This window comes from Diaphorobacter sp. C33, assembly GCF_030503915.1.
GTDB classification, from domain to species: domain Bacteria; phylum Pseudomonadota; class Gammaproteobacteria; order Burkholderiales; family Burkholderiaceae_C; genus Diaphorobacter; species Diaphorobacter nitroreducens.
Genome location: NZ_CP129980.1, coordinates 1,405,677 through 1,420,329, shown reverse-complemented (window position 1 = coordinate 1,420,329; position 14,653 = coordinate 1,405,677). Strand labels below are relative to the sequence as shown.

17 protein-coding genes, 1 tRNA gene and 1 pseudogene are annotated in these 14,653 nt (G+C 63.8%); 9 read left to right on the top strand and 10 right to left on the bottom strand.

Features of this window, described 5'->3' with window-relative positions:
• The first annotated feature begins 75 nt into the window (after positions 1-75).
• The 5 genes from tolB (at position 76) to QY917_RS06715 (ending at position 3,668) form a co-directional block, all read left to right on the top strand.
• Positions 76-1,398 (top strand): Tol-Pal system beta propeller repeat protein TolB, encoded by a 1,323-nt coding sequence (tolB, locus tag QY917_RS06735; protein ID WP_123675733.1) that lies wholly within the window; start codon positions 76-78, stop codon positions 1,396-1,398.
• 39 nt (positions 1,399-1,437) lie between these two features.
• Complete coding sequence (pal, locus tag QY917_RS06730; protein WP_011804994.1) at positions 1,438-1,980, top strand: peptidoglycan-associated lipoprotein Pal; 543 nt, start codon at positions 1,438-1,440, stop codon at positions 1,978-1,980.
• Entirely contained in the window at positions 1,980-2,765 is a 786-nt protein-coding gene (ybgF, locus tag QY917_RS06725; RefSeq protein ID WP_123675734.1) for a tol-pal system protein YbgF, read from the top strand. The genes pal and ybgF overlap by 1 nt, the downstream gene beginning before the upstream one ends.
• Positions 2,762-3,544: a ThiF family adenylyltransferase gene (locus QY917_RS06720; protein ID WP_123675735.1), complete on the top strand. Its 783-nt coding sequence runs from the start codon at positions 2,762-2,764 to the stop codon at positions 3,542-3,544. The genes ybgF and QY917_RS06720 overlap by 4 nt, the downstream gene beginning before the upstream one ends.
• Before the next feature lie 48 nt (positions 3,545-3,592).
• Positions 3,593-3,668, top strand: a tRNA-Lys gene (locus QY917_RS06715).
• Positions 3,669-3,837: 169 nt separating this feature from the next.
• Here the strand turns inward: QY917_RS06715 and QY917_RS06710 are convergent.
• Positions 3,838-4,188: pseudogene (locus QY917_RS06710) on the bottom strand (site-specific integrase); the annotation flags it as partial.
• 24 nt (positions 4,189-4,212) lie between these two features.
• Here QY917_RS06710 and QY917_RS06705 point away from each other — a divergent pair.
• The gene (locus QY917_RS06705) at positions 4,213-4,656 is read left to right on the top strand and encodes a hypothetical protein (RefSeq protein WP_302079091.1); all 444 of its coding nucleotides are present in this window, start codon (positions 4,213-4,215) and stop codon (positions 4,654-4,656) included.
• Here the strand turns inward: QY917_RS06705 and QY917_RS17350 are convergent.
• The 3 genes from QY917_RS17350 to QY917_RS06695 all read right to left on the bottom strand — a co-directional run bounded on the left by QY917_RS17350 (position 4,596) and on the right by QY917_RS06695 (position 6,502).
• Entirely contained in the window at positions 4,596-4,871 is a 276-nt protein-coding gene (locus QY917_RS17350) for a hypothetical protein (protein WP_369684868.1), read from the bottom strand. The genes QY917_RS06705 and QY917_RS17350 overlap by 61 nt on opposite strands.
• A 62-nt stretch (positions 4,872-4,933) precedes the next feature.
• The gene (locus QY917_RS06700; RefSeq protein ID WP_148061004.1) at positions 4,934-5,803 is read right to left on the bottom strand and encodes a hypothetical protein; all 870 of its coding nucleotides are present in this window, start codon (positions 5,801-5,803) and stop codon (positions 4,934-4,936) included.
• A 324-nt stretch (positions 5,804-6,127) separates the two neighbouring features.
• A complete protein-coding gene (locus QY917_RS06695) occupies positions 6,128-6,502 on the bottom strand; it encodes a hypothetical protein (protein ID WP_162844541.1) in 375 nt (124 codons plus the stop codon).
• 747 nt (positions 6,503-7,249) lie between these two features.
• Here QY917_RS06695 and QY917_RS06690 point away from each other — a divergent pair.
• Complete coding sequence (locus QY917_RS06690) at positions 7,250-7,402, top strand: DUF3096 domain-containing protein (RefSeq protein WP_011805007.1); 153 nt, start codon at positions 7,250-7,252, stop codon at positions 7,400-7,402.
• Between the two features lie 6 nt (positions 7,403-7,408).
• Here the strand turns inward: QY917_RS06690 and QY917_RS06685 are convergent, their stop codons facing one another.
• Positions 7,409-8,923, bottom strand: coding sequence for a transglycosylase SLT domain-containing protein (locus QY917_RS06685; RefSeq protein WP_123675738.1), 1,515 nt, complete (start codon positions 8,921-8,923; stop codon positions 7,409-7,411).
• On the bottom strand, positions 8,920-9,699 hold the full coding sequence (gene gloB, locus QY917_RS06680) for a hydroxyacylglutathione hydrolase (RefSeq protein ID WP_088886578.1): 780 nt from the start codon (positions 9,697-9,699) through the stop codon (positions 8,920-8,922). The genes QY917_RS06685 and gloB overlap by 4 nt, the downstream gene beginning before the upstream one ends.
• Here gloB and QY917_RS06675 point away from each other — a divergent pair.
• Positions 9,698-10,477 carry a class I SAM-dependent methyltransferase gene (locus tag QY917_RS06675; protein ID WP_011805010.1) on the top strand — a complete coding sequence of 260 codons (780 nt, stop codon included), beginning with the start codon at positions 9,698-9,700 and terminating at the stop codon, positions 10,475-10,477. The two genes, gloB and QY917_RS06675, sit on opposite strands and share 2 nt — an antisense overlap.
• 38 nt (positions 10,478-10,515) lie before the next feature.
• Positions 10,516-10,962: a ribonuclease HI gene (gene rnhA, locus QY917_RS06670; protein ID WP_015913473.1), complete on the top strand. Its 447-nt coding sequence runs from the start codon at positions 10,516-10,518 to the stop codon at positions 10,960-10,962.
• A 26-nt stretch (positions 10,963-10,988) separates the two neighbouring features.
• On the opposite strand, the gene QY917_RS06665 is transcribed toward rnhA, so the two are convergent.
• From QY917_RS06665 to moaA, 4 genes are all read right to left on the bottom strand, one after another.
• The gene (locus tag QY917_RS06665; protein WP_011805012.1) at positions 10,989-11,324 is read right to left on the bottom strand and encodes a thioredoxin family protein; all 336 of its coding nucleotides are present in this window, start codon (positions 11,322-11,324) and stop codon (positions 10,989-10,991) included.
• Positions 11,325-11,406: 82 nt separating this feature from the next.
• Entirely contained in the window at positions 11,407-12,765 is a 1,359-nt protein-coding gene (gene glp, locus QY917_RS06660) for a gephyrin-like molybdotransferase Glp (RefSeq protein ID WP_123675739.1), read from the bottom strand.
• Between the two features lie 26 nt (positions 12,766-12,791).
• Positions 12,792-13,427: a molybdenum cofactor guanylyltransferase MobA gene (gene mobA, locus QY917_RS06655; RefSeq protein WP_123675740.1), complete on the bottom strand. Its 636-nt coding sequence runs from the start codon at positions 13,425-13,427 to the stop codon at positions 12,792-12,794.
• 60 nt (positions 13,428-13,487) lie between these two features.
• Complete coding sequence (gene moaA / locus QY917_RS06650; protein ID WP_123675831.1) at positions 13,488-14,624, bottom strand: GTP 3',8-cyclase MoaA; 1,137 nt, start codon at positions 14,622-14,624, stop codon at positions 13,488-13,490.
• Positions 14,625-14,653 lie beyond the last annotated feature (29 nt).

Here is a 14,653-nt window from a genome sequence, read left to right as displayed (position 1 = left end):
TCACATGGCACGCTACGCTATGTGTAACATGCGAGGCTCTGTTTGCCGGCATTTGACGGTTATTCGATGGTTCCAATGACTATTGACCGCATCCCCAATACCCCTTCCTTCCGCACGGCTCTGCCGCAGCTTTCGCGGCGCCACGCCATTGCAGCCTTGGCTGCCAGTTCATCCCTTTCAGCGCTTGCGCAGTTCCGTGTGGAAATCACGGGCGTAGGACTGACGCAACTGCCCATTGCGATTGCACCGTTCCGTGGCGAACCGCAGTCGCCGCAGAAAATATCCGCCATCGTCCAGGCTGACCTGGAGCGCAGCGGGCGCTTTTTGGGCGTGGACGCGTCGGGTGTCGCGCTGGATGAATCGTCCCGTCCCGATCTGTCCCTGTGGCGTCAGCGCAAGGCCGACGCACTCACCTCCGGCAGCATCACGCGCTTGGCCGACGGCCGTTTCGACGTGCGATTCCGCTTGTGGGACGTGGTCAAGGCGCAGGACCTGGGCGGCCAGAGCTTCGTGGTCACGCAGGCCGACCTGCGTCTGGTGGCGCACCGCATTGCCGACTTCGTCTACGAAAAACTCACCGGCGAGCGCGGTATCTTCTCCACCCGCATTGCGTATGTGACCAAAGCCGGCTCGCGCTACAGCCTTTGGGTGGCCGATGCGGACGGCGAGAACGCGCAGTCAGCGCTTTCCAGTCCTGAGCCGATCATTTCTCCCGCATGGGCGCCCACCGGGACCCAGCTGGCTTACGTATCGTTCGAGTCGCGCAAGCCGGTGGTGTACGTGCATGACGTGGCCACAGGCCGCCGCCGTTTGATCGCCAATTTCCGTGGCTCCAACAGTGCCCCTGCTTGGTCGCCCGATGGCCGTACCTTGGCCGTGACCCTCAGCCGCGACGGGGGCTCGCAGCTCTACACCATCGACGCCAACGGCGGTGAGCCGCGCCGCCTGATGCAAAGCAGCGGCATCGACACGGAGCCCGTGTTCTCCAGCGACGGCCGCAGCATCTACTTCGTCAGCGACCGTGGAGGTTCGCCCCAGGTGTACCGCGTGGCAGCCAGCGGGGGAGGCGCGGAGCGCGTGACCTTCAACGGGTCCTACAACATTTCACCCAGCATCAGTCCCGATGGTCAGTGGTTGGCCTACATTTCCCGCGTGGGCGGCGCCTATAAGCTGCACGTGATGGATTTGAAGTCGGGCAGCGTGACGGCTGTGACCGACACCTCCGCCGATGAGAATCCCAGCTTTGCTCCCAATAGCCGCCTGATCGTCTATGCCACGCAGCAGCAGGGTCGCGAAGCCCTGATGACCACCACGCTGGACGGCAAAATCAAAGCGCGTCTGGCGGGGCAGGGTGGAGATATCCGCGAGCCCGACTGGGGCCCGTTCCAGAACAAATAAGTTTCCGTTTTTCGAACAACTGCTCTTCAGGAGTTATTAATGAACCGTTTTCCCTTCAAGCGCGTGTCCCTGGCGCTCTCCATCGTCGCCCTCATGGCAGGCTGCAGCTCCGGCGTCAAGCTGGACGATGTGCCGGTCGAAGACCGCGGCGCTACGTCCACCGCACCGGGTGCCAACTCGGGCAGCACGGGCCAAAGCGGCGTGGCTCCTGTGGACCTGTCCCAGTCGGGCCGCGACGCCGCGGGTCCCGTTGGCGTGGCGCGCGTCATTTACTTCGACTTTGACAGCTTCATCGTCAAGCCTGAGTTCCAGTCCGTGTTGGAGGCCCATGCTCGCTTCATGAAGGCGTCTTCCGCCCGCAAGGTCGTGCTGGAGGGCCATACCGATGAGCGCGGTGGTCGCGAGTACAACCTGGCGCTGGGCCAGAAGCGCGCGGAAGCCGTGCGCCGCTCGTTGGGGCTGCTGGGCGTGCAGGACGCGCAGGTGGAGGCGGTGAGCTTTGGGAAGGAAAAGCCGGCGGTGCAGGGCCACACGGAAGACGCGCACTCGCAAAACCGCCGCGTTGAGCTGTCGTACCGTTGATGCCGCGCATGTCTTTGCTCCTGCGCCCGCGGGCGCTGGGCGCGGCGGCGCTGGCCGCCGCTGCCTGCTGGTCGACCCCCAGCTATGCATTGTTCGAGGACAGCGAGGCGCGCCGTGCCATCCTTGAGATGCGCCAGCGTGTCGATGCATTGACGCAGGCCAGCCAGCGTGCGGGTGAACGGTCCGGCGATGAGGTCTCGCAACTACGGCGCAGCCTGCTCGACCTACAGATGCAAATCGAGGCATTACGCACCGAACAGGCGACACTGCGTGGTCAGAACGAGCAGTTATTGCGCGATGTCGCAGAGCTGCAGCGCCGCCAGAAGGACATGGCGCAGGGTGTCGATGAGCGTTTACGCCAGTTTGAGCCCGCGACGGTGACGCTGGACGGGCGCGAATTCCGGGCTGATCCTGCAGAGAAGCGTGATTTTGAGGCGGCCTTGGCGCTCTTCCGTGCAGGTAAGTTCGGTGAAGCCTCCAACGCTTTCAGCAGCTTCGTGCGCCAGTATCCACAGTCCGGTTATGTGCCGTCTGCCCGGTTTTGGCTGGGCAATGCACAGTACGCCACGCGTGATTACAAAGAGGCCATTAACAACTTCAAGGCTCTGTTGTCGGCGGCGCCAGACCATGCGCGCGCTCCCGAGGCGGCCCTCTCGATCGCCAATTGCCAGATCGAATTGAAAGATACGCGGGCTGCGCGCAAGACCCTGGAGGACTTGCTGCGCGTTTATCCGCAGTCGGAAGCAGCAGCCGCTGCGAAGGAACGACTGGCGCGCCTGAAGTGATCACACCCGTTGACGACACGCCAGACTTGGAGCGGCGCTTCGCAGGGCTGGAACGCCTGTTCGGGCAGGAGGGCGCCGCACGCATCCGGAGCGCGCACGTTGCTGTGGTCGGAATTGGCGGCGTGGGTTCTTGGACAGCAGAGGCACTCGCGCGCAGCGGCGTCGGAGCGCTCACGCTGATTGACTTGGACCATGTAGCCGAGTCGAACGTCAACCGGCAAATTCACGCTCTGACCACAACCATAGGCCAAGCCAAGGTACGCGCCATGGCCGAGCGCATTGCCCTGATCAATCCGGCATGTCGGGTGAACTGCGTTGAAGAGTTCGTGGATGCACAGAACTGGCCCACTCTGTTGCCATCTTCGGTGGATGCATTGGTGGATGCATGCGACCAAGTAAACGCCAAGGCCGCAATGGCAGCTTGGGCCGTCTCCACGCGGCTGCCTTTCGTCACGGTAGGTGCTGCCGGGGGTAAGCGTCACGCATATAAAGTCGAGGTAGAAGATCTGGCGTTTACCACGCACGACCCGCTGCTGGCCCAGCTGCGCTATCGCTTGCGCAGGAACCACGGCGCGGCCCGAGAAGGCCGCAAAATCGGCGTCACCTGCGTCTATAGCAAGGAAGCGGTATCAAAGCCACACGCGTCTTGCGGCGTCGGTGAAGGCGACGGATCCCTGAATTGCCATGGTTATGGCTCATCGGTCGCCGTCACGGCCACATTTGGTCAGTGTGCAGCGGGATGGATTCTCGACAAGTTGGCGGAAAGGTCGAAGACCTGAAAACCACGCTATAATCTTTAGCTTTGCTACTGAGAGGTGGCAAAGGCTGGGACGTTAGCTCAGTTGGTAGAGCAGCGGACTTTTAATCCGTTGGTCACAAGTTCGAATCTTGTACGTCCTACCAGAGATACAGAGGGACTGGCTGTCATGGTCAGTCCCTTTTTTTCATCTGGCGTAGCCAAAGCGTAGCCAAGCACATTATCCAGCCGACTTGCAGCGGCCTGCAAGCCTTCAGGCGCCACATGCGCGTACCGCTCCACCATCGAGAGCGTTTTCCACCCCCCAAGTCTTTGAAGCTCATGCGTTGGCGTGCCTGCTTGGCGATGCCATGTCGCGAACGTATGCCGCAGGTCGTGCCAGCGGAAGTTCTCGATCCCGGCTTGCTCCAAGCCTTTCCACCATGCCTTTGTCGAGACATTGGCGATGGGGTGCCCTCGGTACGAGAAAACGTGCGTTGGGTGCTTGCCGATCTGTTTTTGCAGCACGGCCATGGCCATGTCGTTCAGCGGCACCGCGTGCGCTCTGCCGTTCTTGTGCTGCTCGGGAGTGATCCATGCGTGGCGCAACTCCAGATTGATCTGACTCCAGGTCAGCCCGCGCACGTTGCCTTGCCGTAGGCCAGTGGCAACCGAGAAGGCCGCCATGTCCGCTAGGTGGGGCGGGAGGTGTTGCAGCAGCTTCGCGAATTCGGCGGGGGTGAGCGAGCGAATGCGGCCCTCTTTCTCGCGATAGAGCGATACCTTCGGAATGCGCTCGATCCATTCCCATTCATGGCAAGCCTTGCGCAGAATGGTGCGGATCAATGCCAGGTAGCGATTAGCCGTGCTTTGCGTCGCAATCTTCGCTCGCGTTGCCTTGATGTGGTCAATCGTTGCGCGGTCGATTTCATCGAGGTACCGGCCACCGAAGTGCTCGTCCAGCCAGCGCAGAATCGACTTGTCGCGTTCGTGGGTGCGCTTGTGCGCGGTTTCTTCCAAGAACTTCAGCACGGCGTCTTCCCACGTGCGCCGAGGCTTGGCGCCGAGCTTTTCTTGTTCCCATCGTTCGGCCTTCAGCCGATCATGGAACTCTTGGGCCTTGCGTTTTTCGGCAGTCCCAGTGCTGACCTGTAGAGGGCCAGATTCGCCCCGGATTGCCGGGAGTTTGACCCACCAAAAGGACGAGTCTTTTCTTCTGTAGAGCGACATTCAGTTTCTTCCTGAGTACCGGCTACAGACACACGCAGGGTTGATTGTGTCACCAAGTACTCGATCAGCAGAGATTCAACGAACACCCAAGAGCGACCGACCTTGCAGCCAGGTATGAGGCCCGAGCGGGCGCGGGTCATGAGCGTTTGCGGGTGGATGTGCAGCAAGGACGCCGCCTCGCCCACGTTCAAGGTGCGGCTCGTCATGACGCACCCGCATGAAGCGACACGCAACCTATGGACGAATAGGGACCGTCAGCCCATCGCGCAGGTAGCGGGCCATTGGGGTACAGGCGCATTCCGGCAGGCTGGAAAACGCGTCGGTACATGGCTCCAAGAATTTCCCCCGTTGCACGCACCACACGACGACCCGCGACGGTTTTGAGGTCACCAACTCCGAATCGCTGTTTGCACCAACTGGGCAGGTTGAGCCAGCTGCAGATGCCGCGGGCCTGCTGTGTAAGTCCTCCGAGGCCATAGAGTCGCACTCCCTTGGGAAACTGGTGGAACGGGGAAATCTTCGACAGGTACTTCATGAGGTACCCGACAGCGTTTTTTGCGATAACGCGATGCGTCATACCGTGGGGCCACCATCCCTGCTTATCGAACATGGGCAGCTGTAGCCGCTTAGGAAGCCATATCGCCAGGTGGTAATGAAGGGCGCCACGCTGCTGCAATTCAGCGACCCAGAGGTACCTGAAGGGAACCCTGCGTAGCTGACACCAACGGCGTGCAGCCTTGAGGCATTTGGAAATGTGGCGTGGTTGCCAGTCGTCGACCCCGCGGTAGGTCAGGGTGACGAACCAGACGTTTTCACGCATGCCGTTGGGTGTGCCGAAGCGCTGGAGATGTCCACCTGCCCAGACTTGGCGACGCAGGCGCTTGACGCGCCGTTCCATGACTAGATTTCTGGAGAAACCGATATCCAGAAAAGCCGGGCCACTTGTTTTAGATGAGACAAGCCCGGCGGCTTCGCCGCCCGTGGGCGCGCAGCGCGCCGCTTGCCCACCCACGAGCGGCAAATCCGCTGTCTGGACTGCAGAAGAAAAAGAAAGTGATGCAGGTAACCGCATGCGAACTCCAGAAGTTGGAAATTCGCGACAGGTGCGGTGTGTTTGTGAGAGGGAACTTGGCTCCTACGGTAGCTCCTGCTTTCTACCGTAACCCCGATGCGCGGGGCGACCCAGTGTCGGTGTCAGAAATAGCCTGAAATCAAGCTGTCGCAGCAAGAAGTCTATTGTGTATTGGTGTGGATCTCAAGTCGTGAAGCTGATACGACGAGCGCCGCTTGACCACAAGCCCCCACAGGTTCCCCGGCTCCCACCCCCCTGTTCGTCGCAAGCGACGGGGGGTCGCCGGGCCTTCGGCCTGTGGGTTTTGTGGACAAGCTCCGTGATCTACACGGAGCGTGGTTGCGTACACCGTTCCAGCATTTTTGCCTCGGGTGCGTAGTCGCCAATGCCGATTGAATGAGCTTCGGCCTTGATACGCAGATCAAAGAAGTGCGTCATGCAATCAGCGAAGGTTTCCCGATCAGCGTAGGGCCGACCATCAACGCCGAGAAATTTCTCCCCCTTGGGGGCCTTGACGTTGTTGCAAGCCCAATAGAACGCGGCGAGAGCGTGTCTCACCACGTCCTCGGGCCTGATCCAGTCCCAACAGTCAGGGGCTTTGACTGGCGCGGCAAAGGTATGTTTTTGATCACTCATAAAACGTAGCTCCAACGTAGCTGCAGACAGCAGAATTTGGCTACGCTTGGCACCCGGTGACATGGTGCGTGCGTCTGAAAGCCGTGGTTTAGGACTTGGAAAAAGGGCCGGGCAGCCTCTTTTAATCCGTTGGTCACAAGTTCGAATCTTGTACGTCCTACCAAGTTTCAAAGGCTCTGTAGCGATACAGGGCCTTTTTTATTTTTGCTTGGCCAATTGTGAGGGTAGGGGTGCGCCAACGTTTTGCCCCCCCAATAGCTCCGTGATCAGCATGGAAGGCACCCATGACCTGACTGCTTACCTTTGTCGCTGTGCTAGCGATGAGTGGTACAGCGTCGTACTACTCCACCGTACGAGTTTCAATCAGTCCGGGAACAATGGGCACTTCTAAAATGCCTCGACGTCCATCCACTTTTCCAGCCATGAAGACTCTGCTTGCCATTGCGGTTGCTGCATTCACGCTTTCCGGTTGCGCGGTCTATCACGACCATTACGACAACCGTGGAGTGGGTCCCAAGAGCCACCCGCACGGGTGCCCTCCCGGTCAGGCGAAAAAAGGCAACTGCTGATGTGACGCCGCGCTTCGCGCCGTATCGGACTTTTTTTGGGAAAGCTCGGTGTGGCGCAAGAGAGGGCAAAAATGCAGGCCCCCGGCCCTCTGCGGCAGATTACGGCGTGCCCAGGCGCTGGTTCTGTCGGTCAGAGTGCGCCAAGTACGCCTTACGCCCCGGAATCACCGCTAAAGTGGTGGGCTAGGCTGCGCGCGCAGCGCGAGTGCTTTCCTTCCTCCCGCATCCCGGCAAAGTTCCCATGACACTTCACCTCAGCATTGGCCCCCTGGTTTCCCTCATCGCAGGCATCCTGATTCTGATCATGCCCAAACTGCTCAACGTGATCGTTGCGCTGTACCTGATCGTGATGGGCATCCTCGGCCTGTTGGGTATGCACACGCTGCGTTTCTAGCCAGACTTACCGTTTGCGTTTCGACGGTGTGCCCCCCTTGCGTGCGGGCACACCGGCCTTTGCCGAGCGGACTGTCGCCCGGCTGATGGGTTGTTTCGCGCTGGTCCGCGCCAGCGAGGTCGCGGCAAGCCGCACGGGCAGGTACATCACGACCTGTTCTCCGGGCTTGAACTTGCTGGAGGTCTTCACGTCGTTCCAGTCGGCAACGTCTGCGGTGCTGACCTTGTAGCGCCGCGCGATGCTGGCTACGGAGTCGCGCTTGCCCGCGCGGACCGTGGTGCGCCGCGTCACGATTTCGGGGGTGAAGCTGACTTGGCCGTTGTCGGCCAGATGACCCGGGACGTCTGCGCGCATGGTGGCCGCGCGGGGCACCATGAGGGCCGAGCCGGCCTTGATCATCATGCGTGGTGGAATGCCATTCACCTGACGCAAATCGTTTTCGCTCATGCCCGTGCGTTGCGCCGCGGTGGAGACGCTCATCGTGTTGGGCACCGTCCATACCGTCCAACTGGCGTATTGGCCTTCGGTGTAGGCCTCCAGATTCTTGCGGAACACCTGGGCGTTGTCCCAGGGCAGCAGGATCTGCGGCATGCCCGCCGCAAGGATCACGGGCTTGTGCAGCGACGGGTTCAGGGCGCGGAAATCCTCGAGGCGTACGCCGGCGAGACTGGCTACCAGGGTGACGTCCATGTCGCGCGTGATCTCCACGCTCTGAAAGTACGGGTGGTTCTCGATCAACGGCAGCTCGGTGCTGAACTTGTCGGGATTGGCCACGATGTTCTTCACGGCCTGCAGCTTGGGCACGTACATGCGGGTTTCGGCAGGCATCGTCAACTCGGTGTAGCGCGTGCCCAGACCCTGTTTCTCGTTGCGAGCGATCGCGCGGGCCACGCTGCCTTCCCCCCAGTTGTAGGCGGCCAGGGCCAGATGCCAGTCGCCGAACATGCCGTAGAGCTTCTGCAGGTAGTCCAGTGCCGCGCGCGTGGACGCCAGCACATCGCGCCGGTCGTCGCGGAAGGCGTTCTGCTTCAAGTCGAAATAGGTTCCCGTGGCCGGCATGAACTGCCACATGCCCGCGGCCTTGGCGCTGGACACTGCCTGGGGGTTGAAGGCGCTCTCGATGTAGGGCAGCAGCGCCAGTTCTGTGGGCATGCCCCGGCGTTCCAGCTCTTCGACGATATGGAACAGGTACTTGCTGGAGCGCTCGGTCATGCGCTGCATGTAGTCGGGGCGCGTGGCATACCACTGTTCCCGGTCGCGTACCAGATCGGTGTCCAGGTCGGGCATGGAAAAGCCGCGCCGGATGCGGTCCCACAGATCGGCTGGCGCGCTGACGCCAGCCACTGTGTGGCCGCTGGCGGCGCTCGCCGTGATGGGCTGCAATGGTCCCGACGGATACAGCGGCGTATGGCTGGCAGTAGTGGGGTCGGTGGTGGATGCGGCGTTGTCCGTAGGGGCAGTGGTCGCGCAACCGGTCAACCACAGCAGGCTTGCCAGCCCCAGGATGTGCAGAAGTCTCATCGAAATTCGTTTTTCCATTGGCGCAGCGCGGCCAGTACGGCTGCGGGTTCGCGCGGGTCTATGAGGGCGTCGAAGCCGTGGGCGGCTTGGGCTACCGTAGCAACGCGCGTGCGCAGAAAAGGGTTGATGTCGCGCTCGATGGCAATGCGCGACGGCAGTGTGGGCTGATCCGCGCGGCGCCGGGACTCGCATTCGGTGATGTACTGGAGTAGCGCAGCGTTATGGGGTTCCACCGCGCGGGCGAACTTCAGGTTGGACAGCGTGTATTCATGGGCGCAGCATACGCGGGTGTTGCCGGGCAATGCGGCCAGCGTATCCAGCGAGGCCTGCATTTGCGTGGGCGTGCCTTCGAACAAGCGCCCGCATCCACCCGAGAACAGCGTATCCCCGCACAACAGCAGGGGCTCGCCTTCCATGTCCGCACAGTAGTAGGCGATATGCCCCGCCGTATGCCCCGGCACGTCCAGCACGGAAAACGTGAGGCCCAGCGCCTGCAGAGTGTCGCCGCCCGACAGGCGGATGAGGGGCTCGGGCATGGGCTCCGTGGCAGGGCCATACACGGTTGCGCCCGTGGCTTCGCGCAGGGCGTTCACCCCGCCCACGTGGTCGCCATGGTGGTGCGTGACTAGAATCGCTTCCAATGGCAGCCCCATGCTGCGCAGCGCCTGCAACACGGGTTCTGCATCGCCGGGATCCACAACGACCGCACGCTGCGCGTCGTACATCATCCAGATGTAGTTGTCGGCGAAGGCGGGCAATGGCAGCAAGTTCTTCATGACCGGCGAAATTATAGGTTTGCACCACTGGTTCGATACTGCCCCTGGCCGCTACCTGCTGGCCTGGGAGCAGGAGCGTTACGACGAGCTGGTGGCGGACATCTTCGGCTACCACGCGCTGCAGCTGGGCATGCCGGGCCTGCAGGCATTGCGCAGCAACCGCATGCCGCACCGCTGGCTGGCCGTGATGCCGCCGGAGTTGCTGCTAGAGCGTAGCGATGCTCAGGAGCCACCGGCGCTGCTGGCGGATGCGGTCGCGCTTCCGTTTGCCGAGGCCAGCCTGGACCTGCTGGCGCTGCCCCACACCCTGGAGCTGAGCGTGGACCCGCACACGGCGCTGCGCGAGGTGCACCGCGTGCTGGTGCCGGAGGGCAAGGTGGTCATCAGTGGACTCAACCCGCTCAGTCTGTGGGGGTTACGGCAGCGGCGATCGCGCCTGTACCAGCGCTGTGGCGCAGGGGGGCGGCTGTTCCTGCCGGACGTGGGGGAGTTCATTTCACCCGGGCGCCTGCGCGACTGGCTGCGCCTGCTTGGCTTTGAGCTGGAATCCATGAGCTTCGGCTGCTACCGGCCCGCCGTGGCCGGCGACCGCTGGCTGCAGCGCTACGGCTGGATGGACGCGCTGGGTGCGCGCTGGTGGCCGATCTTCGGGGCCGCGTATGTGATCGTCGCCGTCAAGCGCGTGCAGGGCATGCGCCTGCTGGAGCCTTCGTGGCGCAAGGCGCCGCAGGCGGCTGCCGCGCAGGTGCAGGTAGCGCGGCGCCATGGCCCGGGCTGAGGCGACGGGCCATTTTCTTTATTTCTGGGAGCTATTTTTTGAATCAGGTGGTGATCTATACCGACGGTGCGTGCAAGGGCAATCCGGGCCCCGGCGGTTGGGGGGCAGTGCTACGTTCAGGCACGCTGGAGAAAGAGCTGTTCGGTGGCGAACTGGGAACGACCAACAACCGCATGGAACTGATGGCCGTGATCCAGGCGCTGGGCGCGCTCAAGCGCCCCTGCCAGGTGGCGTTGTACCTGGACAGCCAGTACGTCCGCCAGGGCATCACCGAGTGGATCCACGGCTGGAAGAAAAAGGGCTGGCGCACGGCGGCCGGCCAGCCGGTGAAGAACGTGGAGCTGTGGCAGCGCCTAGACGAGCTGGCCCATCAAGCGGGCCACCGCATCGAATGGCACTGGGTGCGCGGCCATGCAGGCGACCCCGGCAACGAGCGCGCTGACATGCTGGCCAACAAGGGTGTGGAGCAGGCGCTGGGCCGCTGAGACCGGGTTCCGGGCCTTGCGGGTGATCAGCCGGTGGTGGCGGTGATGCCCTGCACCGCTTCATGGATGCTCTGAGCCGTCTGCGGGCGCACCAGCCGTGCCGTTTCGCGCCCGTCGCGCAGGAACACGAGCGTGGGCCAGAGTTTCACGCCAAAACTGCGGCCCAGGCGCTGGCCGGGGCCGTCCTCCACCTTGACGTGGCGCACATCGTCCCGGTCTTCGAGGGCCTGCTCGATGAGCGGCTGGGCGCGCTGGCAGTGGCCGCACCAGGGCGTACCGAACTCCAGCACGGTGGGGCCCAGCCACTGGTCCACCGTTTCACGCGAAGGCGGCTGAGCGAGATGGGTGGCGGCAAACGGCATGGCGGCTCCTGCAAGGATGGCGATGGGGGCAGGGTAGGGCTGCGGCGCACGCGGCCAAGCCGGCCGCCGCTGCGCGGGCGTGTCAGATCACGCCGTCAAACATCATCACATCGACCATGTCGCCAGGTGCCACGTTGCCCTGGCCGTGGTGCAGCACGATGAGGCCGTTGGCTTGCACCATGGAACTGAGCACCCCTGAGCCCTGGTTGCCCGTGGTGCGCACCTGCAGCGTGCCGTCCGCGGCCGTGGTGACCAGGCCGCGCTGGTATTCGGTGCGGCCGGGTTTCTTGCGCATGGCCTCGGTGCTGACGGCGCGCAGCAGCGGCGGTGCGCCGCGCGTGCAGCCCATCATGCGCAGCAGCGCGGGGCGGACGAAAGCCAGGAAGGTGACCATCACCGCCACAGGATTGCCTGGCAGCCCGAACAGCACGCTGCTGCCGTTTGCACTCTGAATGCTTCCATTTTGATAGCTGTTAACTCTTGATGGAAGCGCGTTAGGATCGGATTTGGCTTGTAATTCGGGCCGAATGCGGCCCACCGCCATTGGCCGGCCCGGGCGCATGGCGATGCGCCAGAACGCCACGTCGCCCAGCTGCTTCATCATGGTGCGCGTGTGGTCGGCCTCGCCCACGCTCACACCGCCGCTGGTAATGATGGCGTCGGCTTCGGTGGCCGCACGGCGGAAGGCGGCTTCCAGCAGTGTGGGCTCGTCGCGCACCACACCCAGGTCGATCACCTGGACGCCCAGACGTGTCAGCAGGCCAAAGACCGTGTAGCGGTTGCTGTCGTACACCGCGCCCTCGCGCGGTGGCTCGCCCAGGCTGAGGATCTCGTCGCCCGTGGAGAAATAGGCCACGCGCACCCGGCGGTACACCGTCACCGTTTTTAGGCCCAAACTGGCCACCAGGCCAATAGCAGCAGGCGCTAGCAGCTCTCCTTTTGCTAGCGCTACGCGGCCTTGCATGAGGTCTTCCCCCAGCAGGCGGCGGTTGTCGCCCCGGCGCAGCACGTCGGGTGCGATGCGGATGTGGCCGTCGGGCTCGGCAGTGGTGAACTCCTGCGGCACCACGGTGTCCAGCCCTGCCGGCATGATGGCGCCGGTCATGATCTTCACGCACTCGCCAGCGGCCACGGTGCCGGTCCAGGCGGCGCCGGCAAAGGCTGTGGAGCCGACCGGGCGCAGCACCAGCGGTTGGCCGGGCTGCAGTTGGGCGCCGTCGAAGGCGTAGCCGTCCATGGCCGAATTGTCGTGCGGCGGCACGCTGACGGGCGAGACCACGTCCCGCGCAAGCACGCGGCCCAGGGCGTCGAAGATGCCGACTTCTTCGGTGCTGGTGACGGGCGCGACCAGGCGCTCCAGGAAGGTGTTCACATCGGCGGCACGCAGCGCCTGCGGGTCGTAGCCCTGCAACTCGGCGGCGATCTGGTCAATGGTTTTCATGCGGTATGGGCAAGGAGGGTTGCAGCTCAGCGGTGGCCCAGGCCTTCCAGGGCGTGCAGCTCGGCCAGGGTGTTGGCGTTGTAGAAAGCATGCGGGTCGTCGCCCGGCTGGTCGAACGGAACCACGGCGCAGGCGTGCTGTTCGGTCCAGCGGTCGATCTTGCGCCCGCCGCCCTGCGTGAAGCGCACCAGGCTCTCCAGCAGCGTCACGCGCAGCAGGCAAAACACCGGCTGGGTGCGCACGCGCACGGTGCCATCGCGCTCGTCGGCCTCGGGTGCCGCTGCCATGGCAATGTCGGCGCCCTCGCGCATGGCGGCCTGGGCCAGGCGTGCGGCAAGGTCTGGCGGGAACAGCGGTGTGTCGCAGGGCACGGTGAGCAGCCAAGGGGCCTCGCAGCGCTCCAGCCCTGTGAGAAAGCCCGCCAGCGGGCCTGCGTAGTCGGCAAGGCCATCAGGCCACACCGGCACTCCGAATGATTCATAGGCCGCCAGGTTGCGGTTGGCGTTGATCATCACGTCGCCCACCTGCGGCTGCAGCCGCATCAGCGTGTGCAGCGCCAGCGGCAAGCCGCGGAAGTTCTGCAGGCCTTTGTCCACCCCGCCCATGCGGGAGCCGCGGCCGCCGGCGAGGATGAGGCCTGTGATGTCGTGGGTGTCGATCATGGGAAAGAAGAAGGGTGGTGAACGGCGCGCCGGGGCAGGTCCCTGCGGCGCGGCGGCGGGTCAGCCGCCGATGTAGCTCATCTCGATGCGCCGCTGGCCGCTGCCCGTCTCGGGTGGCAGGCTGGCACGCAGCTCGGAATAGCGGTCGCCGCGCCCCTGCCAGATGTGGGCGATGGCGGCGCTGATCTGCACGTCGCTGGCATTGCCGCGCAGCAGGCTGCGCAGGTCCCAGCCTTGCGAGGCAAACAGGCACAGGTACAGCCGGCCCTCCATGGACAGGCGCGCGCGGTTGCAGTCGCCGCAGAAGGCCTGCGTGACGCTGCTGATCACGCCCACTTCGCCCAAGCGCGGGTCGTGGCGACCGTCGGGGCCGGCGTAGCCCCAGCGCTTGGCGGTCTCGCCGGCGGACTGCGCGGCCAGCGGCACCAGCGGCAGCTCGGCCTGCAGCCGCGCGATGACTTGGGCGGAGGGCAGCACCTCATCCATGCGCCAGCCATTGGTGGCGCCCACGTCCATGTATTCGATGAAGCGCAGCGTGATGCCGGTGCCGCGAAAGTGGCGCGCCATCGCCGGGATCTCGTGGTCGTTGGTGCCGCGCTTGACCACCATGTTGACCTTGATGTGCTCCAGGCCCGCCGCCTGCGCGGCCTCGATACCGGCGAGCACGTCGGCCACCGGAAAGTCCACGTCGTTCATGCGGCGGAACACGTCGTCCTGCAGGCTGTCCAGGCTCACGGTGACGCGCCGCAGGCCCGCGGCCTTGAGGGCGCGCGCCTTGCGCGCCAGCAGAGATCCATTGGTGGTCAGCGTGAGGTCGGGCACGCGGCCCTCCAGCGTGCGCAGTTCCGCCAACTGGGCAACCAGGTTCTCCAGGTCCTTGCGCAGCAGCGGCTCGCCGCCGGTGAGGCGGATCTTGCGCACGCCATGCGCCATGAACAGGCGCGCCAGCCGCGTGATCTCTTCAAAGCTCAGCAGGTCGCTGTGCGGCAGGTAGCGGTAGTGCTTGTCGAACACTTCCTTGGGCATGCAGTAGCCGCAGCGGAAGTTGCAGCGGTCCGTCACGCTGATGCGCAGGTCGCGCAAGGGACGGGAGAGCGTGTCCTGCAGCAGTCCGGTAGCGGGTGCCGCGGCCAGGAGCGCAGGGGGCTGCAGCACCTTGCTGCGCTGATCCACGAGGGGAATGACACGTTCAGCCATGGCGAAATTGTGCCCCATCGGCGTCGTAG